The organism is Streptomyces dysideae (assembly GCF_001514305.1).
GTDB lineage: Bacteria > Actinomycetota > Actinomycetes > Streptomycetales > Streptomycetaceae > Streptomyces > Streptomyces dysideae.
In genome coordinates this window covers 221027-247096 of sequence record NZ_KQ949078.1, presented here as the reverse complement: position 1 = coordinate 247096, position 26070 = coordinate 221027, and the positions used below count along the sequence as shown (strand labels likewise).

Below are 26070 nucleotides of genomic sequence, written 5' to 3'. Positions count from 1 at the left end.
CAGGCCGGCGCCGGAAGCGCCCGCTCCCCGCGCGCGAGCGGATGGGGCGCCCTCGGACACGGCCCGTTCGCCCGCGTCAGCCGTCGAGCTCCGGGCCCCGGGGGGAGTCGCTCCGGCACCGTGTGAGGCGGGCGCCGCGTCCCCGGCGCCGCCCGCCCCCTCTCCCGGAGACCGCACGGGTGCCGCCGGTCCCGTCGGGCGTACCCTCCGCCGCCGTGCGGGTGCTTCCGATGTGCCGTATCCCACCAGCACGTTGCCCGACCCCTCGGTCGAACCGCCGGAGGCCGGTGTCCCCACCGCCACCATCAGCAGCGGCGCCCCGACGGGCAGTTCCGTGCCCTCCTCGCCGAAGCGGGCCGTGACGACACCGCCGTAGGGGCAGGGCACGTCGATCATCGCCTTGGCCGTCTCGACCTCGACGACCGGCTGGTCGACGGCGACGACGTCGCCGACCTGGACCAGCCAGCGGACGATCTCCGCCCCGGTCAGGCCCTCGCCGAGATCGGGCAGCCTGAACTCCAGCACTTGGGCCATCAGCTCTCCGCCTCCCACTGCAGACGCCCCACGGCGTCCAGGATCCGGTCCACGCCGGGCAGGTGGTGACGCTCCAGCATCGGCGGCGGGTAGGGGATGTCGAACCCGGCCACGCGCAGCACCGGCGCCTCAAGATGGTGGAAGCAGCGCTCCGTGACGCGGGCCGCGATCTCCCCGCCCGGGCCGCCGAACCCGCCCGACTCGTGCACGACGACCGCTCGCCCGGTCCGCCGTACCGAGGCGCTGACCGTCTCGTCGTCGAACGGCACCAGGGAGCGCAGGTCGACGACTTCGAGGTCCCAGCCCTCGTCCCGGGCCGCCTCGGCGGCTTCGAGGCAGACGGGCACGGACGGTCCGTACGTGACAAGCGTGGCGCTCCGGCCCGAGCGCCGCACCACCGCGCGGCCAATCGGTTCAACGGTCCGCGGCTCGTCCGGGTTCCAGGAGTCCTTCGACCAGTACAGCCGCTTGGGCTCCAGGAAGACGACCGGGTCGTCGGAGGCGATGGCGGCGCGCAGCAGCCCGTAGGCGTCGGCGACCGTCGCGGGGGTGACGACATGGAGGCCCGGAGTCGCCATGTAGTACGCCTCGGAGGAGTCGCTGTGGTGCTCGACGCCGCCGATGCCGCCGCCGTAGGGGACGCGGATGGTGATCGGGAGCGGCATCGCGCCGCGCGTGCGGTTGCGCATCCGTGAGACGTGCGAGATCAGCTGCTCGAACGCGGGGTACGCGAACGCGTCGAACTGCATCTCCACGACCGGGCGCAGCCCGTACATCGCCATGCCGACGGCCGTGCCGAGGATGCCCGCCTCGGCCAGCGGGGTGTCGGTGCAGCGGTCCTCGCCGAACTCCTTGGCGAGTCCGTCGGTGACCCGGAAGACACCGCCGAGGGTGCCGACGTCCTCGCCCATGACGTGGACGGCCGGGTCGGCGGCCATGGCGTCGCGCATCGCCCGTGTGAGGGCCTGCGCCATGGTGGCCGGTTTGAGGGCGACGGTGGTCATCAGTGCGTCCCCTCGGCGTCGATCTCCGCCTGCAGCTGGGCCCGCTGTTCGCGCAGTTGCGGGGTGGGCTCGGCGTACACGTGGTCGAACAGGTCCATGGGGTCGAGCACCGGGTCCTGGTTCATGCGCTCGCGCAGGTCGGCGGCCATGGTCTCGGCGGCGTCCCGGGCGGCCTGCTTTCCGGCCTCGTCGAGGAGGCCGCGCTCGGTCAGCTCGTGCTCCAGGAGCAGGATCGGGTCGTGCTCGCGCCAGGCCTGGACCTCGGCGTCGCCGCGGTAGCGGGTCGCGTCGTCGGCGTTGGTGTGGGCGTCGACGCGGTACGTGATCGCCTCGACCAGCGTGGGACCGCCGCCCGCGCGCGCGTGCCGTACGGCGTCGGAGAGCACCTCGTGCACGGCGGCGGCGTCGTTGCCGTCGACCAGGCGGCCGGGCATGCCGTAGCCGACGGCCTTGTGGGCCAGCGACGGGGCCGCGGTCTGCTTGGCGAGCGGTACGGAGATCGCGAAGCCGTTGTTCTGGACGAGGAAGACGACCGGCGCCTGCCAGACGGCGGCGAAGTTCAGCGCCTCGTGGAAGTCGCCCTCACTGGTGCCGCCGTCGCCGACCAGGGCGAGCGCGACCACGTCGTCGCCCTTGAGGCGGGCGGCGTGCGCGAGGCCGACGGCGTGCGGGAGCTGGGTGGCGAGCGGCGTGCACAGGGGGGCCACGCGGTGCTCGTGCGGGTCGTAGCCGGTGTGCCAGTCGCCGCGAAGGAGGGTCAGGGCCTGCACGGGGTCCAGGCCACGGGCCACGGCGGCGAGCGTGTCGCGATAGCTCGGGAAGAGCCAGTCGCGGTCCTTCAGCGCCAGCGCGGCGGCGACCTCGCAGGCCTCCTGGCCGGTGCTGGACGGGTAGACGGCGAGCCGGCCCTGCTTGGTCAGGGCGGTGGCCTGCGCGTTGTAGCGGCGGCCACGCACCAGCTCGGCGTAGAGCCGGCGCAGCAGGCCGGGGTCGGCCTGTGCCGCCGCCTCGGTGCCGAGGACGCGGTACGGCTGGGCGTCGGGCAGCAACGGCGCGGGGTCCGTGCGGGGCTGCCAGGCGGGCGGCGGCGATGGCCGGTACGCGCCCCGCTGCTCCATGACCGTCATGACGGCACCTCCTCGTGGGAGCGGCTGTGGGAGACGCAACGGTTGTGATGCGCCTCACCTACCGATTGTTCGGTCGTCGGCACATTTTGGCTACAGGCACCCTCAGGCTGTGGACAAACGGTTCTCCACAGCCTGAAATGAACGCAGTACGTCCACGGCATGGAGGCGGGGGGACATGGCACCTGAACAAATGGCCGAGGGCCCGGAGAACAGCAGCCCCCTTCCGCCCCCGCGTCCCCTGGACGCCATCGACCAGGACATCCTGCAGATGCTCCAGGCGGACGGCCGCGCGTCGATACGGTCGGTCGCCGAACGGGTCCATGTCTCGCGCGCCAACGCCTACGCCCGGATCAACCGCCTCATCGAGGACGGCGTCATCCGCGGCTTCGGCGCCCGCGTCGACCACGAGCGGGCCGGCCACGGCACCTCGGCGTACATCACCCTGAAGATCGTCCAGAACTCCTGGCGCACGGTCCGCGAGCAGCTCAGACAGCTTCCCGGCGCCTCGCACATCGCCCTGGTCGGCGGCGACTTCGACGTCCTGCTGCTGGTGCACACACCCGACAACAGGGCCCTGCGCGAGCTGGTCCTCACCCGGCTCCAGGCGATCCCCGAGGTACTCAGCACCCGCACGCTGCTGGTGTTCGAGGAGGAGGACCTGGAGCCACAGGGCTGAGGCCCCGGGTCAGGAGGCTCTGCGCAGCCCCCCGAACACCAGCTGCGTCACCGCGTCCGCCACCTCACGTTCGTTCATGCCGCGGCCGTCGGGGCGATACCACTCCGCTATGGAGTTGATCATCCCGAAGACGAGCCGGGTCGCGAGTCGCACCTCGACGTCGCCGCGTATGTCGCCGTCGGCGGCGGCCGCCTTGAGGAGCTCGGCGACGCGGTGGTCGAAGTCGCGGCGACGTTCCAGGGCCCAGCGCTCGGTGTCGGTGTTGCCGCGCACGCGCAGCAGCAGCGTGACGTAGGGCAGCTCGGCGATCAGCACCTCGACCATGCGGCGGACGACGTACTCCAGCCGGTCCGAGGCGCGCCCCCCGCGCGCGTGCTCCTCGTCGAGGATCCCGAAGAGGCCGTCCAGGGCGCGGCTGACGGCCCGGCGGAGCAGCTCTTCCTTGCCCGAGACGTGGTGGTAGATCGACGACTTGGAGATGCCGGCGGCCTTGGAGAGGTGCTCCATGGAGGTGCCGTCGTAGCCGCGCTCGTTGAAGACCTGGACGGCGACGGACAGCAGGGTCTCCGGGGTGTACGTGTCGCGCTTGGCGGTGGTCATGAGGTGGCCTCCCGCTTGTCGGTGGCGTACGCGTGGCGGTACAGCGCGAGAGACGGCGCGTAGCGGCCCGAGGGGTCGCGCATGTGCAGGTCGTCGAGGAGGGCGTAGGCCCAGTTGCGGCCGAGCCGGCGACTCCACTCGAAGGGGCCCAGGGGGTAGTTCACGCCGAGCCGCATCGCGGTGTCGATGTCCTCCTCGGTGGCCACGCCCTTGGCGACGGCGTCGTGCGCGAGGTCGACGATCCGGGCGACCGTGCGGGCGACGATCATGCCGGGGACGTCGCCGATGATGCTGACGTCCTTGCCGAGCGCCTGGAAGAGGCCGGTGGCCTCGGCGAGGGTCTGCGGGGCGGTGTCCTGGGAGGCGGACAGGGCGATGCGGGTGGCCCGGCGGTAGTCGAGGGCGAGGTCGAAGTAGACGACGTCCCGGAACTCGACGGAGGTCTGGCCGTCGGCGAGGGCGAGCTGGCCGCCGCTGGGCAGCACCAGGCGGGTGCCGTGGTCCTCCTCGTCCTCGCGGACCTGGATGCCCGCCTCGCGGATCAGCTGGAGCAGTTCGGAGGCGGGGCCCAGGTCGCCCTCGGCGACGACGTACGCGGGCCGCTGGCCCGGTTCGGCGGTGTGCGGTTCGGAGCGCTCGGCTGCCCCGGTTTCATCGGAGTAGTCGTACCAGCCCTGTCCGGTCTTGCGGCCGAGGCGGCCCGACTCGACCAGACGCCGCTGGGCGAGCGACGGCGTGAAGCGGACGTCGTTGAAGAACGACTCCCACACGGAGCGTGTGACGGACTCGTTGACGTCCTGGCCGATCAGGTCGGTCAGCTCGAACGCGCCCATCCGGAAGCCGCCGCACTCGCGCAGGACGGCGTCGATGGTGGCCGGGTCGGCGCCCTGGGCCTCGTAGACCGCGAAGGCCTCGGCGTAGAAGGGCCGGGCGATGCGGTTGACGATGAAGCCGGGGGTGTCGGCGCAGGCGACCGGCGTCTTGCCCCAGGCGCGTGCCGTCTCGTACGCGCGCGTGGCGTACGTGACGTCGGTGGCGAACCCTGAGACCACCTCGACCAGCGGCAGCAGCGGCGCCGGGTTGAAGAAGTGCAGGCCGACGAGGCGGCCGGGGTTGGCGAGGGCACCGCCGACCGCGGTGACGGACAGGGACGAGGTGTTGGTGGCGAGCAGACAGTCGTCGCCGACGATGTCCTCCAGCGCGCGGAACAGCTCCTGCTTCACGTCGAGCCGTTCCAGCACCGCCTCCACGACCAGGGCGCAGTCCGCGAGGTCGGTGAGGTTCTCGGCGACCAGCAGCCGGGCGCGGGCCGCGATGGGGGTGCCCCCACTCGAGCGAAGCCGAGAGTGGGGGAGGTCGGCGGCGGTGAGGCGGTCCTTCTCGACGAGCCGGTCGAGGCGGGCGACGATCGCGGCGGCCGCGGCCCGGGCGCGGCCGGGGGCAGCGTCGTAGAGCCGTACGGGGTGGCCCGCGACCAGCGCGACCTGGGCGATGCCCTGGCCCATGGTGCCGGTGCCGACGACGGCCACGGGGCTGCTGAGGTCGAGTGCTGTCATGTGCGCGATCCTCCCGCACGGGGTTTTCCACAGATGCGGCGGACCCCCTTGAACCGACCGATCGTTCGGTTACTCTAACTCTGACTGGCTGTTCCCGCTGCTGTTTCTGCCCAGGTCATGAGCTCGACGAAGAGTTCACAAGACGAGGAGTTGGTCCCGCATGGCCGCCGCCCAACTGACCGCCCACGAGCTGATCGCCAAGCACCGGCCCACCCTCGACCAGGCGCTGGAAGCGATCCGCACGCGCGCGTACTGGTCCCCGCACCCCGAGCACCCCAAGGCCTACGGCGAGAACGGCAGCCTGGACACGGCGGCGGGCAAGGACGCCTTCGACGCCCTCCTCGGCAACCGCCTCGACCTCGGCCAGGCCGGCACGGACGACTGGGTGGGCGGTGAGGTCTCGCCGTACGGCATCGAACTGGGCGTCGAGTACCCGCACGTGGACCTCGACGTGCTGCTGCCCGCCATGAAGTCCGGGCAGCGGGAGTGGCGGGACGCGGGCGCGGAGATGCGCGCGGTGGTCTGTCTGGAGATCCTCAAGCGGATCAGCGACCGGACGCACGAGTTCGCGCACGCGGTCATGCACACCTCCGGCCAGGCGTTCATGATGGCGTTCCAGGCGGGCGGCCCGCACGCGCAGGACCGCGGCCTGGAAGCGGTGGCGTACGCGTACGTGGAGCAGGTCCGCACGCCCGACACGGCGGAGTGGACCAAGCCGCAGGGCAAGCGCGACCCGCTGGCACTGACCAAGCAGTTCACGCCGGTCCCGCGCGGGATCGCCCTGGTCATCGGCTGCAACACCTTCCCGACCTGGAACGGCTACCCGGGCCTGTTCGCGTCCCTGGCCACCGGCAACGCGGTCGTCGTGAAGCCGCACCCGCGCGCGGCGCTGCCGCTCGCGCTCACCGTGCAGGTCGCGCGGCAGGTGCTCGGCGAGGCGGGCTTCGACCCGAACCTGGTGGCGCTGGCCGCCGAGCGGCCCGGCGAGGGCATCGCCAAGACGCTGGCCCTCCGCCCCGAGATCCGGGTCATCGACTACACCGGCTCGACCGTGTTCGGCGACTGGCTGGAGGCCAACGCCCGCCAGGCGCAGGTCTACACGGAGAAGGCCGGCGTCAACACGGTGATCGTCGACTCCACGGACAACTACAAGGGCATGCTGTCCAACCTGGCCTTCTCGCTGTCCCTGTACAGCGGCCAGATGTGCACGACCCCGCAGAACCTGCTCATCCCGCGCGACGGCATCCGTACGGAGGAGGGACCCAAGTCCTTCGACGAGGTGGTCGCCGACCTGGCCCGCGCCGTGGACGGGCTGCTCGGGGACGATGCGCGCGCCAACGCGCTGCTCGGTGCGATCGTCAACCCGGATGTGAAGGCGCGGCTGGATGCGGCTTCGGAGCTGGGTGAAGTCGCCCTCGCCTCACGGGAGATCGCCAACCCGGAGTTCCCCGACGCGGTGGTTCGTACGCCGGTCATCGTGAAGCTGGACGGGGCCAAGCCGGATGACGAGGCCGCCTACATGAGCGAGTGCTTCGGGCCCGTCTCCTTTGCTGTTGCGGTCGACTCCGCGGTGGGGGCGGTGGAGTTGTTGCGGCGGACCATCAGGGAGAAGGGGGCGATGACGGTCGGGGCGTACACGAGTGACGCGGAGGTTGAGCGGGCTGTCCGGGAGGTCTGCCTGGAGGAGGCGGCCCAGTTGTCGCTGAATCTCACGGGTGGGGTGTATGTGAACCAGACGGCCGCCTTCTCCGACTTCCATGGGTCGGGGGGCAACCCTGCGGCCAACGCGGCGCTGTGTGACGGGGCGTTTGTGGCCAACCGGTTCCGGGTGATCGAAGTGCGCCGGGAGGCCTAAGCCCCGAAAGCGCCCCCGGTGAGGCTCCAGTGGTACAGGGTCATCGCCACGCTCGTCGCGAGGTTGTAGCTGGAGACCTGGGGGCGCATCGGTAGGGACAGCAAGTGGTCGGCACGCGCGCGTAGTTCCGTGGACAGGCCGGTGCGTTCGGAGCCGAAGGCCAGGATGGCGTCGTCCGGGAGCTTGATGCCCCGGATGTCGTCGCCCTCCGGGTCCAGCGCGCAAACCGGACCCGGCGGCAGCTCCTCCACCGTCAGGCGCTCCACCGCCGTCGCGAAGTGCAGGCCCGCTCCGCCGCGTACGACCGTCGGGTGCCAGGGGTCGAGGGTGCCGGTGGTGACCACGCCGGTGGTGCCGAAGCCGGCGGCCAGGCGGATCACTGCGCCCGCGTTGCCGAGGTTGCGCGGGTTGTCGAGGACCACGACGGGGGCGGTGCGCGGGGTGTGCGCCAGCCTCTCGAGGTTGGCCGCGCGGGACGGGCGTACCGCCAGCGCGGCCACCGCGGTGGGGTGCGGGCGCGGGACGAGGGACGTGTACGCCGCCTCCGGCACCTCCGTCAGGAGCACGGCCAGCGTGTCCCGTACGTCCGGGGCCAGCTCCTCGGCGAGGGCGAGCGCGGCGGCGCGGTCGGTGGTGACCGCCACCGGGACCTCCGCGCCGAAGCGCACGGCGTGCTTGAGGGCGTGGAAGCCGTCGAGGAGGACGGCGGTGTCGGCGAGGCGGTGCCAGGCGCCCACGGGGTCGGTCATGCCGGGAAGCCTACGTGGGTGTGCTCGGGGTTCTCCGGGGTGCGCGGCTCGGAGGGCTTGGTCATGCGGTCGGCGTACGGGAAGCGCCGTAGGAGCCCGGCACGCGCGCGTGCCGCCCAGCCGCCCAGGCGGCGCAGGAAGGTCGTCGGCAGGAAGACCGCGTCGACCGAGATCATCGCGAGGGAGAAGAACGGCAGGCCGAGGAGGACCGCGATCCCCGCGTGCTCGATGATCATCACGGCCAGCAGGACGTTCTTGACCCGCCGGTTGAACAGCGTGAACGGGAAGGCGACCTGCACGACGACCGTGCCGTAGGTCACCAGCATCACCATGGTGCCGCTGGCCGAGAGGAGGTCGGCGAGGGCGGGCCAGGGGGAGAAGGAGTCGAGTTGGAGCGGGTAGTAGACGGCGGTGCCGTCCTGCCAGCGGGAGCCCTGGATCTTGTACCAGCCGGCGGTGGCGTAGATCAGACAGGCCTCGGCCATGATCACCAGCAGGGCCCCGTTGTGCACGACGTTGGCGACGACGTCGAGCAGGATGCGTGACTGGCCGGTCCTGGTATGGCGCCCGACGAGCCACCACAAGGCCTGCGCCAGCCAGACGCCCCACAGGATCACGGGCACGGTCGGGTCGCCGTCGAGCCGGCCCGCGGCCGTGACCGTGACCAGCGCGAAGCCGAACACGGACCACAGGACCGGACCTGTCCGGTCCACGGTCCGCTCCGCACGCGCGCGTGCCCGGCGCGCGTCCAGCGACCACACCTGGCCGCAGCGCGTGAACACCAGGTAGACGCACATCAGGTGCAGGACGTTGTCGCCGCCGTCGCCCATGAAGATGGACCGGTTCTGCAGCGACAGCACGCCGACCATGAACAGCACGGACATGGTGCGGGTGCGCCAGCCGAGCAGCAGCAGCACGCCGGCCAGCACGGCCAGGACGTAAACGGTCTCGAACCAGAACTGGCCGCGGAACCACATCAGGGCGGTGAAGGAGCCGTTCGTCCCGATCAGCTGCTGGGCGAGGTCGAAGTCCCAGGGGCCGTCGGGGCCGTACAGCTCCTGGCGGTGCGGGAACTCGCGCAGCAGGAACAGCAGCCAGGTCACGGTGAACCCGATCCGGATCACGGCCGTCTGGTACGGGCCGAGCGCGGACTCGGTGACCCGGGCGACGGCGGCGGAGATCGCGAGGGAGAGGCGGTTCACCGGGCGGCCTCATCGGCCGGCACCGACCACCAGGGCAACTCGCGGTACACCGGCGTGGCGGAGACCTGCTCGCCGCTCCACTTGGGCGGGGGGACGGCGGTGGTGCGGGAGCGGACCTGGACGTGTTCGAGGATGCCGCCCTTCCCGGCCGCGTCCGCGCGGTGGAGGCGCAGCACCACGATGTGCCGCAGATACGTCTCGGCGAGGGCGCCGCGCAGGCCCACCGGGCGGTTGTCGGTGCCGTGCGTGGAGACGAAGAAGTCCCAGGAGCGGCGCAGCTCGTTCTGCTGGGTGTGGCTCGGCAGCGGATTGCCGTCGATGGCCCGGCCGTCCTGGGCGGACAGGTCCTGCCAGCCGGTGGTGCGTATGTAGCCGTCCGCCGTCCGCACCCGGGCCCGGACCTGCACGGCGATGTTCTGCTGCAGCGGGTTCGGCGCGAACAGCTTCCAGTTCTGCTCGAACTCCGGGTAGAGCCAGTCGTCGATCGCCTTGCCGTGCTTCTTGGTGACCGTGTTCGGCGGGGCGACGTGCAGGAACACCATGCCTATGTGGACACAGACGGTGATCGCGACGACCGCGACGGCGAGGGCGGCGCCGATCTGGTAGCGCAGGGAGAGGGCGGCGACGCCGGTGCGGGGTCCGGGATACGGCGGGGTGGGGGCAGCCGGGTGCTCCGCCCCGGCCGGGGCGGTCGGCCCTCCGTCGTACGCGTTCATTCCGCCCCGTTCCCCGGTTCCGGTCGGTCTTCCCTCTGCGTTCGCACGGGCACGGTACTCAGGCCCGCCCGCCGGGCACAGCCCCCGCCGCCCCACACATCGCCCTCACCTTACGGGCGGGCGCGGGGACGTTCCCTTCTTGTAGAACCTGTTCTATCTTGACGGCCCGTCAGATCGCCGTGCGTGGGAGGCAGGGATCGTGGACTTCACCTTCACCGAGGAGCAGCAGGCGGCGGCCGAGGCGGCGCGGGGGGTGTTCGCCGCGGTCGCGCCGGACGCGGTGCCCTCTCCCGCGCTGGTGCCGGGCGCCGTCGCCGAGGACTTCGACCGCGCACTGTGGGGCCGGCTCGCGGACGCGGACCTGCTGAGCCTGCTGCTGGCCGAGCAGTACGGCGGCGCCGGCCTGGACGCCGTCGCGCTGTGCCTGGTGCTGCGTGAGTCGGCGAAGGTGCTGGCGCGGGTGCCGCTGCTGGAGAGCTGCGCGGCGGTGGCGGCCGTGCAGGCCTACGGCGGCCCGGAGCTGACGGCCGAGCTGCTCGCGCGGGCGGGACGCGGGGAGGTCGTCCTGACCGTCGCCGCGCACGGCCGCACCGGCCACGACCCGGCCGAGCTCGCGGTGACGGCCCGGCAGGATGGTGACGTCTGGATCCTGGACGGGGTGCAGACGGCGGTGCCCTGGGCGTACGACGCCGATCTCGTCGTCGTGCCCGCCCGTACCGCCGCCGACCGGACCGTGCTCGCGCTGGTGCCGCGCGGGCAGGCCGGGGCCGGGCTCGCCGAGCAGTACGCCACCAGCGGGGAGCGGCTCGGTGAGCTGCGGCTGGAGTCGGCGCGGATCGAGGCGCGGTACGTGATCGATGCCGAGGGCGCGTGGGAGTGGCTGCGGGAGCTGCTGGCCACCGGGACGTGTGCGCTGGCGCTCGGGCTGGGCGAGCGGGTGCTGGGGATGACCAGCGAGTACGCGAGCAAACGGGAGCAGTTCGGACATCCGATCGCCACCTTCCAGGCCGTCGCCGTGCAGGCCGCCGACCGGTATGTCGACCTGCGCGCGATGGAGGCCACGATGTGGCAGGCCGCGTGGCGGATCGCCGCGGGGGCGCCGGGCGCGCTGCCCGCGTCGGGGGACGTGGCCGTGGCGAAGATCTGGGCCTCGGAGGGGGTACGGCGGATCGTGCAGACGGCACAGCATCTGCACGGCGGGTTCGGCGCCGACGTCGACTGTCCGCTGCACCGGTACCACGCCTGGGCCAAGCACCTCGAGCTGGCGCTCGGCCCGGCGGCGGCACACGAGGAGGCGCTGGGGGATCTGCTCGCCGCGCATCCGCTGGGCTGACATCCCCCGGCGTGAGATCTCAGAGGACGAAGCCCGGCCGGCCGTCGTCCGTCACCACGGGACGGCCCACCGCCGCCCACACCTGCATGCCGCCGTCGACGTTCACGGCGTCGACGCCCTGCTGGGCCAGGTACATCGCGACCTGGGCCGAACGCCCGCCGGAGCGGCAGATCACATGGACCCGGCCGTCCTGCGGGGCGGCCTCGGTCAGCTCGCCGTACCGGGCCACGAACTCGCTGATGGGGATGTGCAGTGCCCCTTCGGCGTGACCCGCCTGCCACTCGTCGTCCTCGCGGACGTCCAGCAGGAAGTCGTCGTCCTTGAGGTCCGTGACCTCGACCGTGGGCACACCAGCTCCGAAATGCATACGTCCGACGCTACCCGACGGGCGGACGGACACCTCCGGCCACCGGTGCCACGGGGTCAGCCGAGCAGTGCCGCCAGTTGCCGCTCGCGTTCGGCGACCTGGGCCAGGAGCTGTTCGGCGATCTCGTCGAGGAGACGGTCGGGGTCGTCCGGGGCCAGCCGGAGCATCCCGCCGATCGCGCCCTCCTCCAGATCCTTGGCGACCAGGGTGAGCATCTCCTTGCGCCGGGCGAGCCATTCGAGGCGGGCGTAGAGCTCCTCGGCCGGGCTCGGCGCCTGCTCCTTGGGGACGGGACCGGCGGCCCACTCCGCGGCGAGCTCCCGCAGCAGCGGCTCGTCGCCACGGGCGTAGGCGGCGTTGACGCGGGTGATGAACTCCTCGCGCCGGCCGCGTTCGTTCTCGTCCTGCGCCAGGTCGGGGTGGGCCTTGCGGACCAGCTCGCGGTAGAGCTTGCGGGCCCCGTCGCTGGGACGCACCCGCTGCGGGGGCCGGACCGGCTGCTCCGTGAGCATCGCCGCGGCGTCCTCGAACAGGCCGTCGCCGTCCATCCAGCCGTGGAACAGCTCCTCGACGCCCGGCATCGGCATGACCCGGGCGCGCGCCTCGTCCGCCCTGCGGATGTCCTCGGGGTCGCCGGTGCGGGCGGCCGTGGCCTCGGCGATCTGGGCGTCCAGCTCGTCGAGGCGGGTGTACATCGGGCCGAGCTTCTGGTGGTGCAGACGGGAGAAGTTCTCGACCTCGATACGGAAGGTCTCCACCGCGATCTCGTACTCGATCAGCGCCTGCTCGGCGGCCCGCACGGCCCGCTCCAGCCGCTCCTCGGGCCGGGGCGCACCGTCCTCGGGCGTCACCGGCGCCTCACCGGCGACACCCCCGTCATGCTCAGCTTCCGGGCTCGTCACCCGCCCAGCGTAGGCCACGGCCGAACGGGGCCTCGCGGGCTCACCCCGACCGGCCCTCCGGACAGTCGGCCTCCACCCTCCCCCAAGCTCTCGGCTTCGCTCGTGCAGGGGGGACCCTCTCGCCGCCAGATCCCGGCAGGCCACCACGAGCGTGCCCAGGCGGCACGCGATCTCGTGGGTGCAGCCGTCGGGGTGCGGCGGCAGTTTCGGTGCGGCGGACCTCACGCGGCCTGAGATCCTTCACGCACCGTCTGCCGGAGAGGGCGCAGTGGCCGGGTCGGTGGCGAACGCCCGTGCCCCGGGCGGCAGTCGGTCCGCCAGTTTCCGGGAGTCGCGCCAGGTAGGGGCCCGGGTCGATGATCCCGGTCACCTCACCGGAGCGCCCGTCGAGGTCGACGTACTTCACGCGGCTCTCCCCGCGAGCGGCCCGATCCCCTGAGCACCGGCTCACACTCCCACCTCGGCCGCGATCCGCCCCGCCCGCACCGCGGCCAGCAGCGCCGCATGGTCCGCCTCGGTGCGGTCGGCGTAGGCGACGGCGAACGTGGCCGTCGCCTCGTCCAGTTCCTCGCTCTTGCCGCAGTAGCCGGCGATCAGGCGCGGGTCGGCGCTGTGGGAGTGGGCGCGGGCCAGCAGGGCGCCGGTCATCCGGGCGTAGTCGTCCATCTGGTCGGCGGCCAGGGCGACCGGGTCGACACTGCCCTTGCGGTTGCGGAACTGGCGTACCTGGAAAGGGCGTCCGTCGACCGTCGTCCAGCCCAGCAGGATGTCGCTGACCACCTGCATCCGCTTCTGCCCGAGCACCACCCGGCGGCCCTCGTGCTCCGCGGCCGGCGCCTCGAAACCGGCCGTCAGCAAGTGCGGGACCAGCGTCGAGGGGCGGGCCTCCTTGACCTGGAGGACCAGGGACTCGCCGCGATGGTCCAGCAGCAGGACCACATACGACCGGGCGCCCACGCTGCCCGTGCCGACGATGCGGAACGCCACGTCGTGCACCGCGTGGCGGGCCAGCAGCGGGAGGCGGTCCTCGGAGAGCGTCGTGACGTAGCTCTCCAGGGCCGTCGCCACCGCCGCCGCCTCCGTGTCCGGCACGCGCCGCAGCACCGGCGGGGCGTCCACGAACCGGCGGCCGCCGTCCTCGGTGGGCTCCGTCGACTTCGCCGCGAACCGTCCGCTGGTGTTGGCCCGCGCCTTCTCCTGAACCCGCTCCAGTGTGCCGAGCAGGTCGTGGGCGTCGGTGTGGGAGACGAGTTCCTCGTCCGCGATGGCGTTCCACGCGTCCAGCACCGGGAGCTTGGCGAGCAGGCGCATCGTACGGCGGTAGGCGCCCACCGCGTCGTGCGCCGCCCTGCGGCACGTGTCCTCGTCGGCGCCCGCCTCCCGGCCCGCGAGCACCAGGGAGGCGGCGAGCCGCTTGAGGTCCCACTCCCAGGGGCCGTGCAGCGTCTCGTCGAAGTCGTTCAGGTCGATGACCAGGCCGCCGCGCGCGTCGCCGTACAGGCCGAAGTTCCCCGCGTGGGCGTCGCCGCAGATCTGGGCGCGCATCCGGGTCATGGGGGTGCGGGCCAGGTCGTACGCCATGAGGCCCGCCGAGCCGCGCAGGAACGCGAACGGCGTCGCCGCCATCCGGCCGACCCGGATCGGTGTGAGCTCGGGGATCCGGCCCCGGTTGGACTCCTCGACCGCGGCGACCGCGTCGGGACGGGAGGCGTCCAGATCGAGGAGCGCGTGTGCGCTGCGCGGGACACGCTTGCGCAGGCTCTTGCCCTCCTCCTTGGGCGTTCCTCCGCCGGGCCACTCGGCGAAGCCGCTCACCCGGGGCAGCCGACGAGCCTCCGCCGCCACAACCGCCTCCACACCGACCTCGGTCAAACCGACCGCCTCCCCCGCACCCGACGAACATCAACTCGTGCCGACCGTACCTCCGGCGACCGACAAGCGTCAGACCCTGTGGACAACTCCCCACCTGGACGACACGGATGCTGCGCAGCCCGCGCCACACCTCACCGCCGACTCACCGCCGACGCCCCCACCGTCGCCTTCATCGCCCCGGAGTTCGATGGCCCCGGTCGCCCCGGGGACGGCCGACCAGGTCCCGCTTTCCGAGGCCTCCCGCGAACGCGCCCCCTCGCACACCTGTCGCCTACGGCCCCGAGCCCCCAACTCCCGCCACCACCACCGGCGTCGTCCTCCTGGGCGGCGCCCATGGCTCCCGGCAGCATCAGCGGGGCGACGACGGAGCCGAGCAGCGCGGCGATCCCGCCGGCCCGGCGCCAGGGGCGCGGCGCCCGGTGGGCGAGGACCGCGGCGACGGCGTGACCGACGGCCGCGCTACTGCCCCAGACGCGGTGCGGGTGAGGGTCGTGACCAGGGCCAGCAGCAGCGCGAACACCGCGCACCCGAGCCAGAACAGCGCGTCCCAGCCGATGCGGGGAACCGGGGCGACCGGTGCGGGGTCCTGGAGAACGGGGACGGCAGCGGGACCGGCGGGTCGGACTCCGGCGACGGTGGAGAGAGACCCGGGTGGCATGAACGCCCTCCTGGGGCAGGGGAGATCCAATCTCGCGCCGGGACGGGGGCGGTCACCTCGGCCGAACGGCCACCGTTCGCGGCCCCAGGAAGCGGGCGGTCGGCCGAAAGGCCGAGCGCCGGTGAGGCGGGCGGGCTGCGAGGCGGACCGCCGCCGGTGTGATTTCCGAGACGGACAAGCCTGGGGGGATGGCCGCAGGATGGGGCGAAAGCGAAGCTTGCCCGTGCAGATGTTCACTTGAAGCGTTTACTTGAGGTTTGAAAGGCATGTCAGGTGGGACGACGCGAGAAGCCGGTGGACCCGCAGGCCGGTCCCGTCCAGCGGCTCGCGCACGACCTGCGGACTCTGCGCGAGAAGGCCGGCCGTCCCACCTACCGCGAGATGGCCCGCCGGGCGGGCTACTCCACCACGGCCCTGTCCCAGGCGGCGGCAGGCGAGCAACTGCCGTCGCAGGCGGTCGTACGGGCGTACGCCCAGGCCCTGGACGCCGATCCCGGCGAGTGGGAGGAGCGCTGGCGCGAGGCCGACCGGGCGGTGCGCGAGGCCGCCGCGGAGCAGGACGCCGACCCGCCGTACCGGGGTCTCGCCCGTTTCGAGCCGCACGACAGCGAGCTGTTCTTCGGCCGGGACCAACTGGTCGGGGAGCTGCGGGACCTGCTGCGCCGGCACCGGCTGGCGGCGGTGTTCGGACCGTCCGGCAGTGGCAAGTCCTCGCTGCTGCGGGCCGGCCTGATCCCGGCGCTGCGGGCGGCCTCCGGCGCCGGGCGGCCCGCCGTCATCCGCGTCCTGACACCCGGCGAACGGCCCGCGCACACCCACGCGAAGGCCCTCACCGCACAGGACGGCGAGCTCGACACCTGGGTGATCGTCGACCAGTTCGAGGAACTGTTCACCCTGTGCCGCGACCGCGCGGAACGCGACCGCTTCCTCGACCTGCTGCTGTCAGCCCTCGAACCGGGCAGCCGGCTGCGGGTCGTGATCGCCGTCCGCGGCGACTTCTACGGCCACTGCGCCGCCCGCCGCGATCTCGCCGACGCCGTCAGCCGCGCCAACCTGCTGGTCGGCCCGCTCGGCCGGGACGAACTGCGCGAGGTGGTCACCGGTCCGGCGACCGCCGCCGGCCTGAACGTCGAACGCGCCCTGACCGCCCGCATCGTCGACGAGGTCACCGACCGCCCCGGCGCCCTCCCGATGCTCTCGCACGCCCTGCTGGAAACCTGGCGCCGCCGCCGGGGCCGCACCCTGACCCTGGCCGCCTACGAGGAGGCGGGCGGCGTGAGCGGCGCCGTCGCCGCCACCGCCGAACAGGCCTACGCCGCCCTGTCCCCCGCCCGCACCCGCACCGCCCGCCGCATCCTCCTGCGCCTCATCGCCCCCGGCGACGGCACCGCCGACACCCGCCGCCCCGCCGACCGCGCCGAACTGGAGCGGGCCCCGTCCGACGCCATGGTCGTCGAACACCTCGCCGCCGCCCGCCTGATCACCCTCGACGAGGGCACCGTGGAACTCGCCCACGAGGCCCTGATCACCGGCTGGCCCCGCCTCGCCACCTGGATCGACCAGAACCGCGAACGCCTCCGCGAACAACGCCGCCTGGCCGAGGCGGCGCGTACGTGGGAGGAACTGGGCCACGATCCGGGGGCGCTGTACCGGGGGACACGACTGGCCCGGGCGGAGGAGCTGTTCGGGGGGCCTGCCGGGGAGGAGAGCGCGGGGCAGAGCTCCGGGCGAGCGGTGGACATACGGACGCGTGCGCGACAGGGCTCCCAGCGGGTGCAGGACATGTTGACGAGCGCGGGGCAGGGCTCCGAGCGAGCGGCGGACACGCTGACGAGCGCGGGGCAGGGCTCCGAGCGAGCGGCGGACACGCTGACGAGCGCGGGGCAGGGCTCCGAGCGAGCGGCGGACACGCTGACGAGCGCGGGGCAGGGCTCCGAGCGAGCGGCGGACACGCTGACGAGCGCGGGGCAGGGCTCCGAGCGAGCGGCGGACACACTGACACGCGCGCGACACGTGGCCAGCCGGGCGCTGACCGGCCAGCCCCGCCCGGGAACCGCCGAGCACCCATACCCCACCCCCGACGACCCCACCTACGACGTCCCCACTCACCCCGAGCCGCCCCACAACGACCCCACCCCCACCCCCACCCCCGACGACCTGACCCACCCCGAACGCACCTTCCTAACCGCCTCCCTGACAGCCCGCGCCAACGAACACCACGCCCAAGCCCGCGCAGCGCACCGCACCCGCGTCCTCACCAGCACCCTCGCCGCCCTCCTCGTCCTCGCCCTCGCCGCCGGTCTGGTCGCCTGGCAGCAGAACCGTGCCGGTGACCGCGAGGCCGCCAAGGCCGCCGCCCGGCGGATCGCCTCCGTCGCCGGGAGCCTGCGTTCCACCGACCCCCGTACGGCCGCCCTGCTGGGCGTCGCGGCGTGGCGGATCGCCCCGCTGACGGAGTCCCGTTCGGCGCTGCTGGGCGCGCTCGCGCAGCCGGAGCGGGACGCCTTCACCGACCCGGACACCAGCAACGAGACCGCCCGCCACCTCACCGACGGCGGCCGCACCCTGGTCAGCGTGGCCGGACGGAAGGTGACCGTGTGGGACGTGGCCACGCACCGGCGCAGGGCGTCGTACCGCCTGCCGCTGGACACGGCCGTCACCGAGGCCGGCCCGGACAGCCGGACCCTCGTCGTGTCCGCCACGGACGGCGTGAACGAGGGGCTCTGGGACCTCGCGGGCGGTAAGGTCACCGCCGATCTGGGCGGCACGGACCTCATGACCTTCGGTGCGGACGGGCGGACCTACCTCACCGCCCCGCCCGAAGGCCCCGGCCTCGTACGCGTGCACCGAACCCGCGACGCCGAGACCCTCTTCGAGACGACCACCCCCGCCGACCTGACCGGCGCCGCACTCGACGCCGACGGCAGGATCGCCGCCTTCTGCCCCGCCCTCGGCCCGCCCCAGGTCTGGGACACCGCCCACGGCACCCGCGTCCCCGGCGCCTGGGACAAGGCGGACAAGAACGTCTGCGGCACCGGTGCGGGCGTCGACGACGGCACGCGCGCGTTGCACCTCACTCCCGACGGCAAGCGGCTCGCGGCGCTGCACGGCAGGGCGGTCACCGTCTGGGACGTGCCGAGCGGGCGGCGGATCGCAGACACCCCGAAGACGGGCGACGCCCCCTTCACCGACGCGGCCCTGTCCCCCGACGGCCGGTACCTGGCCACGACCGACGACCGGGACCTCACGGTCTGGCGGCTCGACACGGGCGGCACGGTGGTCTTCCGCCGCGCCCTGGACGGCGAGCAGCCCCTCGGCCCGGTCTGGGCACCGGGCAGGGGCCACGTCCTGCGCCATCTCGACGGCGCCCGCGTCCACACGTACGACCTGACGACCGCCCTCGTCCCCGCCTGGCGGCCCACCGAGGCCGACGCCACCGCGCTCAGCCCGGACGGCACCACCCTCGCCACCGCCACCCTCCCCCGTAGCCCTTCGGGCACGGGCGGTACCCCCAATCGCTCCGGCTACGCTCCGCTCGGCGACGCCTACCGCTTCGAGCTCCGCTCCACCACCACCGGCAGCGTCCTCGCCCGCACCACCCTCAACCCCCTGACGGTCAGCTACGACGAGACCCCACTCCTCGCCTTCAGCCCGGACGGCCGGACCCTGGCCGTCGGCGACACCGCCCCCGGCGCCACCACCCAGCGCTTCACCGTCTGGGACGTACGGGCGCACCGGCCCCGCACCTCCTTCACGATGCCGGGGACGCTCGACAACCCGGCAGGCCCCGTCGCGCTCGGCCCCGACGGCCGCACGCTCCTCGCCGCCCGCCTGAACGGCGACACCCCCGTGACGGAGGCCTGGGACACCGGGACGGGGAGCCGCAAGAACGCGCTCCCCGGTCTCCTCGGCGAGATCATGGCCGTACGGCCGGACGGACGGCTGCTCGCCTCCGGGGACCAGTACCTCAGCCTGCCGTCCGGGAAGGCCGGCGACCGATCGCTCGCCGAGGGCCGGGAGGTCACCGCCCTGGCCTTCAGCCCCGGCGGCGAACGGCTCGCGGTCGGGGACACCTCCGGCCGCGTCACCCTGTGGGACGGCGACGTGGAGCACAGCTCGGGCGTGCTGACCGGCACCTCCACCGCCGACCCGAGGGAGGCCGTGTCCGCGCTGGCGTTCTCGCCCGACGGCGGGACTCTCGCCGTGGGTGGCGAGTACGGGACCCTGCGCCTGTGGGACACCGCCTCCCAGCAGCAGCTCGGCAGCGACCTGCCCACGCCCGGCGACGGCATCGGCGCCGCCGCGTTCAGCCCGGACGGCACCACCCTGTACTCCGTCGGCCCGAACACCGCCCCGCAGCGCCACCCGGTCGACCCCGACCGCGCGGCCGCCCTCGTCTGCGCCCGCGCCGGCACCGGTCTGACGCGGGCCCAGTGGGCGGCGTACATCCCGGACGCGCCGTACCAAGACCTGTGCGCCTGAGGCCCTGGCCTGGGCAGACGTCTTTGTTCAGCTGGTCGGCGGGGCTCGCTGAACAACACCCGGGACCGCGAGGGTCTCCCTCATGCGCAATCGCACCCTCCTCCCGGCCGCCCTCCTCATGCTCGGCGCCCTCACCCTCACCCTGACCACCGCCTGCTCCGGCGACGCCACCACCACGGACTCGGCCCCCGCCTCCTCCCCCGGCCCGGGCACCGACACCGCCCCCTCCGTCGACCTGACGAAGCTCAAGGGCATCAAGATCGTCAGCGACAACAGCGCCGGCGACTCCTGCCGCTGGGCCACCAGCTACCCGGCCGTCCCCGGCGCCGCCCCGATGACGGCCGCCATGAAGAAGGACGTGGAGCGGCGCCTCGCCACCTTCCTCGACGACGGCGACGACGCCGCGACGGGCTGCGGCGGCACGGACGGGGCGGACGACTTCGAGGGCAAGGAGCTGAACATCAGCTTCACGTTCCTGGTGGTGTCCGGCGACGTGGTCGGCGTCCGGCTCAGCTCCCTCGACCGCGGGGCGGCCGGGGACGGAACAGAGACCAGGACGTACTGGTACGACGGCGAGGCCCAGGCTGCCGAGGACGCCCTCGGGCTCATCGCGGACGGCTCCCGGGACGCCTTCGTCGCCGCGGTGAAGAACCAGCTCAAGGAGGTACAGGGCGCCGACCCGTCGTACCTCGACGCGACGAACGCCTCGTCCCTCCTGGACGACATGACCTTCGCCGCCGACGGCTCCCTCAAGGCGGACTTCGACCGGGGCAACGTCGGCGCCCCCGCCGTCGGCCGCCGGTCGGTGACCTTCCCCAAGGCGACGGTCACGCCCTGGCTGTCCGGCTTCGGCAAACGCGTCCAGCAGCAGACCACCGACCCGAGCGAGGGCCTCGACCTCGGCGCCACCAGCACCCCCACCCCTACGGTGCCCGCGCCGAAGGACCCGGGAGAGGACGCGACCGACTGTGCGAAGGTCAAGTGCATCGCCCTCACCTTCGACGACGGGCCTGCCGCCCCTGAGACCGCGGACCTGCTGACGCACCTCGCCCAGTACAAGGCGCGCGCCACCTTCTTCCTCGTCGGCCAGAACGCCGCCGCCCACCCCGAGATCGTCCGCGCCGAGGCGAAGGCCGGGCACGAGATCGCCAACCACTCCTGGAACCACCCCGACCTCACCCGGCTGACCACCGCCGAGATCAAGTCCCAGCTGGCCCGAACCAACGCGGTGATCAAGCAGGTCACCGGCGAGGAGCCGGTCCTGTTCCGGCCGCCGTACGGCGCGATCGACAACAAGGTGCGGTCGGCGACCACGCTCTCGCCGGTGCTGTGGGACGTGGACACCGAGGACTGGAAGTACCGCGACGCGAACCGGGTCGCCCAGTACGTCATCGACAAGGCCGGCCGCAACGACGTGGTCCTGCTGCACGACATCCACCCCACATCGGTGGCCGCCGTGCCGGTCATCCTGAAGACCCTCACCGCCGAGGGCTACCACTTCGTGACGGTCAGCCGGCTGCGCGCGGGCCTGGGCCGTTCATGACATGGACCGGTCCACCGGCACAATCACTCCATGCATCTGATCTCAGTCGTCCTCGTCGCGCTCATGGCACTGCTGCACGCCTACATCCTGGTCCTGGAGATGTTCCTGTGGCAGCGCGGCTCCGGCCGCCGGTTCCACGGCTTCGACGCCGAACTGGCCCGCTCCACCGCCGCGATGGCGGCCAACCAGGGCCTCTACAACGGCTTCCTGGCCGCCGGCCTGGTCTGGGGCCTGATCGCCGACGACCCGACCGGCTACCGCGTCCAGATCTTCTTCCTGGCCTGCATCATCGTCGCGGGCGTCTACGGAGCGGCCACCGCCAACGTCCGCATCTTGTTCGTCCAGGCGGTCCCCGCCGCCATTGCCCTGGCCACGGTCGTGGCGGCGGGCTGAGCCCCCGGACCGCCGATTCCGGCGGCCGTGACCTGAGAGGTTCATCACAGGTCACGGCCGCCGGACACAGCAGAAGAGGCGGCATCGTGACTACGATGCCGCCTCTTCGACGGTGGGGCACCGACGGAACTCGCTGATCAGGCCCCGCGAGACCAGCTCGTAGATCGTTTCCCGCGCTGTTGGCGCAGATTTCCCACGGCCCAGATCAGGGGCTTCAAGGCCCCAAGCGTCCAGCACCCGCAAGACGTCCGCCCCCAGTAACCGCGGGAGGCCTTTTGGTGGCCCGCGTCACTATGCCCGAACTCACTTGCTCTCTCTGCTCCTCTTTCCCATCCAGGACTGGCAGACCCATCGGGCGAGTGCTCCTGCCAGGACGGCGACAACGATCGCCCCCCAGTCGATGACGTGCGGAAGCCCAGGGAAGAAAGCGAAGAAGGCGAGTGTCACGACGAGACCCGCCACGAACGCGGCGACCCCAGCCGACCGCCGTCGCGCCTCCCATCGCTGGTCACGCCCCTGCTGTTGATCAATCATGAACGGCTCACTTCGTGATGTGGTGGCACTGGCTCACTCGGCGCACCCCGTTGACGTGGAGATGCGCACACGCCTTTCCATAACGAGGCAGCGTCTGGGGAGAGTTGTTCCGCATCGGGTCGATCTTGCACTCGGGGTGCGTTCGCCCCCGGGAGGTCCTGTACGTCTTGTTGTTGGTGTTCGCGTACGTGAAGTCGATCCGCCAGTTGCAGAAGCCGGTGCCGAGGGCGGCGACAAAAGCACAGTCGACGCCGGCGTTCTGATAGGTGATCTTCTTCCCGCCACCTCGGATGATGTGTGTGAACATGCAGCCAGTCGGAACCTTCATCGTCATGCCGCCAACGCTGTACTCGAAGGTTCGGACAGGAGTCGATCCGACAGCGCCGGCCTGCGCCACCGAGGAACTCGTCAACACGAGAGCGCACGCGGTAGCAAGGGCCATGACAAGCCTGGATCGATAAAGCGCGACCATGAACAATCCCCTTCCGGCGGAGAATCTCTCCGACCGAAATGAACTCCGACGCCGCGATCATGTTTCTGGCCGATGGGATGGTTCACCGACTTGAGTGATCAACGGGTAGTGCGCTGACCAGCCGATTCGTTTCTTCGATCCAGCCCATCGAACTGCCTGCCAATCAACCCGGGCAGAGCCCCAGCCGACAGCGCAGCCGCTCCGGTCGGATGATGGTCTGGTTGCCGCCCACTTGCGTGATGCGGGAGTGCCCGCTTGCCTTGGCTTTCTGCCGGACCCCAGCTGCCCGCTGCGCGGCTTCCGGATCGCGATCCCTCCATTGGTTGAGCCACTCCAGCAGCCCCCGGCCCGCGTCCTGATCCATGTCGACGATGTCCTGCAGCTGTACGGCCCAGGCCGCGGCCAGATCGCGTGCCAGATCGTCCGCCTGCCCAGCCGGGGTGGCCGACAGCGCCGTCCGGTCGCGGTCGAGACGCGTGAGCTGGTGAGCTTCGGCCTCGGTGCTTCACTCCGGAAAAGGTCGTCCAGATTTCGTTCCCTGCCCTGGATCACCCACCGGAGGCCTGATCGGCCCCTGGGCGCGCAGCTACCCCATCAACGTCATCGTCTGAGTCCCGCCGGACCGGCGCCGTGCACGGATGCGGGCCCTTCGGCGTCCCAGCGGTTCCTTACTATGACCCCATGGCTTCCACCACTCGACGACGCTCCAGCGCGACTGAGCGACGGTCCGCGCTCGAAAAGCGGATCCTGTCGGTGATCGAGGAACTGCTGCGCGGTGGAGGTGTGACCTACACCGAGCTGAGCGTGGAGCAGATCGCCCATGCTGCGGGCATCTCGCGTTCCACGTTCTATCTCTACTTCCGCGACAAGGTGGATGTCCTTCTCCGGCTGAGCGGCTCGCTCAAGACGGAGAGTTACGCGATCGCCTCTTCCTGGTGGCCCTGCGGTCCGGGCGGCGGGCTCGACGGGCTGGCCCGCACCTATGAACTCATCCTGCGGCACTACCGCGAACACGCGGCTCTGCTTTCGGCGATCAACGAAGTGGCCGCGTACGACCCGGCGGTCCGGGAGGCATGGACGGCGGATCAGGACCATTTCGTCGACCACCTGGTTGCGGTACTGAAGGAGGAGCAGCAGGCGGGCCGGACACCCGCGGACATCGACCCCAAGCTCGCCGCCCGGATCATCGTCCAGGGAGGCGGTCAGGTCATCGCCCAGCAGATGTCCGGCAGCGACAGGGACGACGCCGAGGTCGCCCGCGAGCTGGCAGCGGGCTACTGGTACGGCGTGTACCGCCGCTCCCCCGGAGCGAGTGCCGGCTAGCCAACGGCCGGCCAGGTTCGGAGGGCGCCTACTGTGCCTTCGACCAGGCTCGGACGGTGTCTTGCGCATACTCCCAGAGTCTGTCCGCCGCTGCGGGGTCGAGGGCGTGGGCCGCGACGCCGCCTCCTTCCGCGTCGGCCCGTACGGCCTGCACCTCCTGGTTGTCCTCGAAGTAGCGGCCGGTCACGGCATCCAGCAGCGGCGATGCGGCGAGCAGCACGGACGTCGCGGCACCCTGCGCCGGAGTCTTGTAGTGCGGCAGCGGGGTGAGGTTCCCGTCCTCGTCCATCACGCCGAACGCGCGCATGGTGTCGTCGTCGAGATGGCGCTGGAGGTTGGTGAGGATGAACCCGGGGTTGAGCGCATTGGCGGTGATGCCGTCGACCGCCCAGCGACGGGCGCCCACTGCGAACAGGACGTCGGCGGTCTTGGACTGTCCGTAGGCCGCCCACGGGTCGTAGGGACGTCGCTCGAAGTGCGGGTCGTCGAAGTCGAAGGACGCCCAGCGGTGGGCGCCGGAGCTGACGACCACGACGCGGGCCGAGCCCGCCTCACGCAGCGAAGCATGCAGCGCGTCGGCCAGGGCGAAGTGTCCGAGGAAGTTGGTGGCGAGCTGCATCTCCCAGCCCGCGTCGGTGAGGGTCCGCTCCGGAAGCGCCATGATCCCCGCGTTGGCCACCAGGATGTCGAGCGGCCCGCGCCAGGCCCGTGCGAAGGCGTCCACCGACGACAGGTCCGCCAGGTCCAGGGCCTGCGCCCGTACGAGGCCGGCACCGGGGACGTCGGCGAGTTCGCGGACGAGTGGCTCGACGAGCTCAGGGCGGCGCGTGGCGACGGTCACCTCGGCGCCGGCAACAGCCAGGGCCCTGACGGTCTCGGCACCGATGCCCGAGGCGCCTCCGGTGACGACGACGCGGCGGCCAGCGAGGTCCACGCCGTCGATCACCTCGGTGGCGGTGGCGTCGAAGTCGTAAGGAGTGATCAGACGGGAGCCGGTGTTCACCAGGGGCCTTTCCGGTCGAGACGACGCTGCATATTGACTCTAGAGTCGGCATTCCGGACGACCTATGATTGAAAGTCCATCCTTCTTTATTCATCGTCCAAGCCGGAGTGGCGAGCCGACCGCTATCGGAGATGGAGGGCTCGTGGATCCCCTGGAGGACGTGCTGGCCCTGCTGGAGACCCGGAGCCATCTGTCCACGAGCCTGCTGGCAGGAGGAGAGTGGGCCGTGCGGTTCGCCGCGCCGTCAGGCGTGAAATTCAACGCCGTCCGGCGCGGCCACTGCCTGCTGGAGGTCGACGGCGTGGACGAGCCCGTCGCGCTGTCGGAAGGTGACTGCTACCTCCTCACCCGGCCGCGCGGCTTCACCCTGCGCAGCGGTCCCGGGGTGGTCCCGGTCGACGCGGGTCCCGTTTTCGCCGCGGCCGAGGGCGGAGTCGCACGGGTGGGCGGTGGCGAGGACGTGTTCCTGATGGGCGGCCGCTTCTCCTTCGGTCTCCGGGCCCAGGAGCTGCTGCTCGACGCGCTTCCTCCGGTCATCCTCGTCCCCGCCGCAACCAGGCAGGCGGAGACCGTGCGCTGGGCGCTCACGACGATCGACCAGGAAATACTGCACCGGCGGATGGGATCGACGCTCGTGGCCGAAAACCTCGCGGTCGTCATGCTCGTCCACATACTGCGACTGCATCTGGCGCTCGAGCCTCGCACCGTTTCGGGCTGGCTGGCGGGCCTGGCCGACCCCGTGGTGGCAGCGGCCCTGGCATGCATGCACGAGGAGCCGGCACGCCCCTGGACCGTGGCGGAGCTGGCACGGTCCGGAGCCGTTTCCCGTTCCACGCTCGCCGCACGCTTCAAGAGCACAGTCGGTCAGGGACCGCTGGAGTACCTCACCGCATGGCGGCTGGAGCTCGCGTCCAAGCAGCTGCGTGAGGGCACCAGCACGGTGGCGTCCATCGCCCGTCACGTCGGATACGGCTCCGAAAGCGCCCTCAGTACGGCGTTCAAGCGGGTCATGGGGGTGTCGCCCCGCGACTACCGCGCACAAGCCGGGAATCGTCCGGCCCAGCCGCACCGAGGCCACCCGGAACACAAGCCAAGGGCTCTTGACTCACAATTCACTTGACTTTTCTAGATCCCCTGACGTCCGGGTTGCTACCGTTACGCCACGCCTG

23 protein-coding genes are annotated in these 26070 nt (G+C 72.0%); 8 read left to right on the top strand and 15 right to left on the bottom strand.

The features are described from left to right. From AQJ91_RS55340 to pdhA, 3 genes are all read right to left on the bottom strand, one after another. Nucleotides 1-534, bottom strand: a 534-nt coding sequence (locus AQJ91_RS55340; RefSeq protein WP_324617986.1) for a biotin/lipoyl-containing protein, incomplete at its 3' end; no start/stop codon positions are given. Further along, nucleotides 534-1538, bottom strand: coding sequence for an alpha-ketoacid dehydrogenase subunit beta (locus AQJ91_RS09540; protein ID WP_067018416.1), 1005 nt, complete (start codon nucleotides 1536-1538; stop codon nucleotides 534-536). The genes AQJ91_RS55340 and AQJ91_RS09540, both read right to left, overlap by 1 nt. After that, nucleotides 1538-2665: a pyruvate dehydrogenase (acetyl-transferring) E1 component subunit alpha gene (gene pdhA / locus AQJ91_RS09535; protein ID WP_067018415.1), complete on the bottom strand. Its 1128-nt coding sequence runs from the start codon at nucleotides 2663-2665 to the stop codon at nucleotides 1538-1540. The genes AQJ91_RS09540 and pdhA overlap by 1 nt, the downstream gene beginning before the upstream one ends. Nucleotides 2666-2855: 190 nt before the next feature. On the opposite strand from pdhA, the gene AQJ91_RS09530 reads away from it, so the two are divergent. Further along, on the top strand, nucleotides 2856-3341 hold the full coding sequence (locus AQJ91_RS09530) for an Lrp/AsnC family transcriptional regulator (protein ID WP_067018412.1): 486 nt from the start codon (nucleotides 2856-2858) through the stop codon (nucleotides 3339-3341). 9 nt (nucleotides 3342-3350) lie between these two features. Here the strand turns inward: AQJ91_RS09530 and AQJ91_RS09525 are convergent, their stop codons facing one another. After that, nucleotides 3351-3941 (bottom strand): TetR/AcrR family transcriptional regulator, encoded by a 591-nt coding sequence (locus tag AQJ91_RS09525; protein ID WP_067018410.1) that lies wholly within the window; start codon nucleotides 3939-3941, stop codon nucleotides 3351-3353. After that, complete coding sequence (locus AQJ91_RS09520; RefSeq protein ID WP_067018408.1) at nucleotides 3938-5497, bottom strand: 3-hydroxyacyl-CoA dehydrogenase; 1560 nt, start codon at nucleotides 5495-5497, stop codon at nucleotides 3938-3940. The genes AQJ91_RS09525 and AQJ91_RS09520 overlap by 4 nt, the downstream gene beginning before the upstream one ends. Before the next feature lie 160 nt (nucleotides 5498-5657). On the opposite strand from AQJ91_RS09520, the gene paaN reads away from it, so the two are divergent. Beyond that, complete coding sequence (paaN, locus tag AQJ91_RS09515; protein WP_067018407.1) at nucleotides 5658-7352, top strand: phenylacetic acid degradation protein PaaN; 1695 nt, start codon at nucleotides 5658-5660, stop codon at nucleotides 7350-7352. Here the strand turns inward: paaN and AQJ91_RS09510 are convergent. Genes AQJ91_RS09510 through AQJ91_RS09500 form a run of 3 tightly spaced genes read right to left on the bottom strand, consistent with a single transcriptional unit; the run spans nucleotide 7349 to nucleotide 10115 of the window. Beyond that, nucleotides 7349-8101, bottom strand: coding sequence for a TrmH family RNA methyltransferase (locus AQJ91_RS09510; RefSeq protein WP_067018405.1), 753 nt, complete (start codon nucleotides 8099-8101; stop codon nucleotides 7349-7351). The two genes, paaN and AQJ91_RS09510, sit on opposite strands and share 4 nt — an antisense overlap. Then, nucleotides 8098-9303, bottom strand: a complete 1206-nt coding sequence (locus AQJ91_RS09505) for an HTTM domain-containing protein (RefSeq protein ID WP_067018403.1) — start codon at nucleotides 9301-9303, stop codon at nucleotides 8098-8100. Before AQJ91_RS09505 ends, AQJ91_RS09510 begins: the two co-directional genes overlap by 4 nt. Continuing rightward, entirely contained in the window at nucleotides 9300-10115 is an 816-nt protein-coding gene (locus AQJ91_RS09500) for a DUF5819 family protein (RefSeq protein WP_234381972.1), read from the bottom strand. The genes AQJ91_RS09505 and AQJ91_RS09500 overlap by 4 nt, the downstream gene beginning before the upstream one ends. Nucleotides 10116-10218: 103 nt before the next feature. On the opposite strand from AQJ91_RS09500, the gene AQJ91_RS09495 reads away from it, so the two are divergent. Further along, nucleotides 10219-11352, top strand: coding sequence for an acyl-CoA dehydrogenase family protein (locus AQJ91_RS09495; RefSeq protein WP_067018399.1), 1134 nt, complete (start codon nucleotides 10219-10221; stop codon nucleotides 11350-11352). Between the two features lie 19 nt (nucleotides 11353-11371). Here AQJ91_RS09495 and AQJ91_RS09490 read toward each other — a convergent pair whose 3' ends face one another. From AQJ91_RS09490 to AQJ91_RS53450, 4 genes are all read right to left on the bottom strand, one after another. Further along, nucleotides 11372-11701, bottom strand: coding sequence for a rhodanese-like domain-containing protein (locus AQJ91_RS09490; RefSeq protein ID WP_067018398.1), 330 nt, complete (start codon nucleotides 11699-11701; stop codon nucleotides 11372-11374). Between the two features lie 74 nt (nucleotides 11702-11775). Then, a complete protein-coding gene (locus AQJ91_RS09485) occupies nucleotides 11776-12621 on the bottom strand; it encodes a J domain-containing protein (protein ID WP_067018396.1) in 846 nt (281 codons plus the stop codon). A 447-nt stretch (nucleotides 12622-13068) separates the two neighbouring features. Beyond that, nucleotides 13069-14493: a DUF2252 domain-containing protein gene (locus AQJ91_RS09480; protein ID WP_067018394.1), complete on the bottom strand. Its 1425-nt coding sequence runs from the start codon at nucleotides 14491-14493 to the stop codon at nucleotides 13069-13071. Between the two features lie 349 nt (nucleotides 14494-14842). Continuing rightward, complete coding sequence (locus tag AQJ91_RS53450) at nucleotides 14843-15151, bottom strand: hypothetical protein (RefSeq protein WP_159054519.1); 309 nt, start codon at nucleotides 15149-15151, stop codon at nucleotides 14843-14845. Between the two features lie 273 nt (nucleotides 15152-15424). Here AQJ91_RS53450 and AQJ91_RS09475 point away from each other — a divergent pair, with 273 nt between their 5' ends. The 3 genes from AQJ91_RS09475 (at nucleotide 15425) to AQJ91_RS09465 (ending at nucleotide 21569) form a co-directional block, all read left to right on the top strand. Next, nucleotides 15425-19633 carry an nSTAND1 domain-containing NTPase gene (locus AQJ91_RS09475; protein ID WP_067018392.1) on the top strand — a complete coding sequence of 1403 codons (4209 nt, stop codon included), beginning with the start codon at nucleotides 15425-15427 and terminating at the stop codon, nucleotides 19631-19633. Nucleotides 19634-19715: 82 nt separating this feature from the next. Continuing rightward, nucleotides 19716-21176: a polysaccharide deacetylase family protein gene (locus AQJ91_RS09470; protein WP_067018390.1), complete on the top strand. Its 1461-nt coding sequence runs from the start codon at nucleotides 19716-19718 to the stop codon at nucleotides 21174-21176. A 30-nt stretch (nucleotides 21177-21206) separates the two neighbouring features. Then, nucleotides 21207-21569, top strand: coding sequence for a DUF1304 domain-containing protein (locus tag AQJ91_RS09465; RefSeq protein WP_067018388.1), 363 nt, complete (start codon nucleotides 21207-21209; stop codon nucleotides 21567-21569). Nucleotides 21570-22110: 541 nt separating this feature from the next. Here the strand turns inward: AQJ91_RS09465 and AQJ91_RS55330 are convergent. Together AQJ91_RS55330 and AQJ91_RS53445 are read right to left on the bottom strand one after the other, a co-directional pair. After that, complete coding sequence (locus tag AQJ91_RS55330; protein ID WP_107056390.1) at nucleotides 22111-22410, bottom strand: hypothetical protein; 300 nt, start codon at nucleotides 22408-22410, stop codon at nucleotides 22111-22113. Between the two features lie 328 nt (nucleotides 22411-22738). Beyond that, nucleotides 22739-22939 (bottom strand): hypothetical protein, encoded by a 201-nt coding sequence (locus AQJ91_RS53445; protein WP_159054518.1) that lies wholly within the window; start codon nucleotides 22937-22939, stop codon nucleotides 22739-22741. Nucleotides 22940-23256: 317 nt separating this feature from the next. Here AQJ91_RS53445 and AQJ91_RS09450 point away from each other — a divergent pair, with 317 nt between their 5' ends. Then, a complete protein-coding gene (locus AQJ91_RS09450; protein ID WP_067018385.1) occupies nucleotides 23257-23898 on the top strand; it encodes a TetR/AcrR family transcriptional regulator in 642 nt (213 codons plus the stop codon). 28 nt (nucleotides 23899-23926) lie between these two features. On the opposite strand, the gene AQJ91_RS09445 is transcribed toward AQJ91_RS09450, so the two are convergent. Further along, complete coding sequence (locus tag AQJ91_RS09445; protein WP_067018383.1) at nucleotides 23927-24901, bottom strand: SDR family NAD(P)-dependent oxidoreductase; 975 nt, start codon at nucleotides 24899-24901, stop codon at nucleotides 23927-23929. Between the two features lie 142 nt (nucleotides 24902-25043). On the opposite strand from AQJ91_RS09445, the gene AQJ91_RS09440 reads away from it, so the two are divergent. Further along, on the top strand, nucleotides 25044-26021 hold the full coding sequence (locus AQJ91_RS09440) for an AraC family transcriptional regulator (protein WP_067018381.1): 978 nt from the start codon (nucleotides 25044-25046) through the stop codon (nucleotides 26019-26021). Nucleotides 26022-26070: the final 49 nt, after the last annotated feature.